This window comes from Bradyrhizobium cytisi, assembly GCF_008123515.1.
In the GTDB taxonomy this organism is placed as follows: Bacteria; Pseudomonadota; Alphaproteobacteria; order Rhizobiales; family Xanthobacteraceae; genus Bradyrhizobium; species Bradyrhizobium cytisi.
In genome coordinates this window covers 1-1,181 of sequence record NZ_VSSR01000184.1, presented here as the reverse complement: position 1 = coordinate 1,181, position 1,181 = coordinate 1, and the positions used below count along the sequence as shown (strand labels likewise).

The 1,181-nt window shown below is 59.6% G+C and carries 1 protein-coding gene; it reads left to right on the top strand.

From position 1 onward, the window contains the following. The first annotated feature begins 393 nt into the window (after positions 1-393). A protein-coding gene (locus FXB38_RS42480) for an IS5 family transposase (protein WP_148756765.1) occupies positions 394-1,151 on the top strand; the annotation gives its coding sequence in 2 pieces (ribosomal slippage) (positions 394-724 and positions 724-1,151; 759 coding nt in all). Positions 1,152-1,181: the final 30 nt, after the last annotated feature.

Sequence of the window (1,181 nt, the reverse complement as noted above, 5' to 3'; positions counted from 1 at the left end):
ATCGCCATTCGTCATTCCGCTTCCAGCGTCTCGATCATCGCGGACGCTGTCGAATCCGTGCTGCCACACGGCGCGACAACAACCGTCCGATGCAGCAAAACGCCTGTCGCGATCTCCGGCAAAGCGCGCCTGATCTCAACTCTTCCCCGATGCACACATCTCGCAGCTCTGCCTCACGTGCCGAGCCGGCAGACCGGGCCCTGCGATCTCCAACAATCCCCATAGCTGCAAAACCACGCATACCCGCCCGCGCCTTCGTTCAATCCGGCTTCAATGAGGTCGCGTAACTGCGCATGCCGCGCCAGCGCGTGAGCGCGACCTCACAGAACCCTCCAGATTCCCAAGCAGATTATCGCGTGATTCATAGGCGGTCAGCTGATTCGGAGCTGACAGATGCGCCGCTACGCCCTTCGGGACGATCAATGGGACAGGATCAAGGATATTTTGCCCGGGCGTGAAGGGCACGTGGGGGTAACGGCCAGGGACAATAGGCTGTTTGTAGAGGCGGTGATCTACCGATATCGGGCCGGCATTCCTTGGCGGGACTTGCCGGAACGCTTTGGCGACCCGATCAAGATCCATACGCGCTTCTCGCGCTGGGCCAAGAGCGGCGTGTGGAAGAAGCTGTTTGAGATGCTGGCGAGCGATGCGGATAATGAGTACGCCATGATCGACAGTACGATCGTGCGGGCGCATCAGCACAGTGCCGGCGCACAAAAAAAGACGGCGAAGGCCAGGCGATCGGGCGCAGCAAAGGCGGGCTGAGTACCAAGATTCATGCGCTTGTCGATGCGTTAGGCAATCCGCTGGACTTCATCCTGACGCCGGGCCAAGCCCATGATCTGGAAGGCGCCGACGCGCTGCTGCCGGATATGGCGGCCGAGACCTTGTTGGCAGACAAGGCCTTCGATGCCGACCAGCGGGTGATCGAGCCGTTGCTTGCACGGGGAAAGTCGTTCGTGATCCCGCCCAAGAGCAACCGCAAGGTTCAACGCGATTTCGACAAAGACGCCTACAAGGCACGCCACCTCATCGAGAATTTCTTCTGCAAACTCAAGCAATACCGCGCCATCGCCACCCGCTACGACAAAACCGCCAGAAATTTCCTCGCCGCAATCCATCTCGCGGCTGCTATCATCTGGCTCAATTGAGGACAGGCTCTAGCATTACAGTTGGTGCGC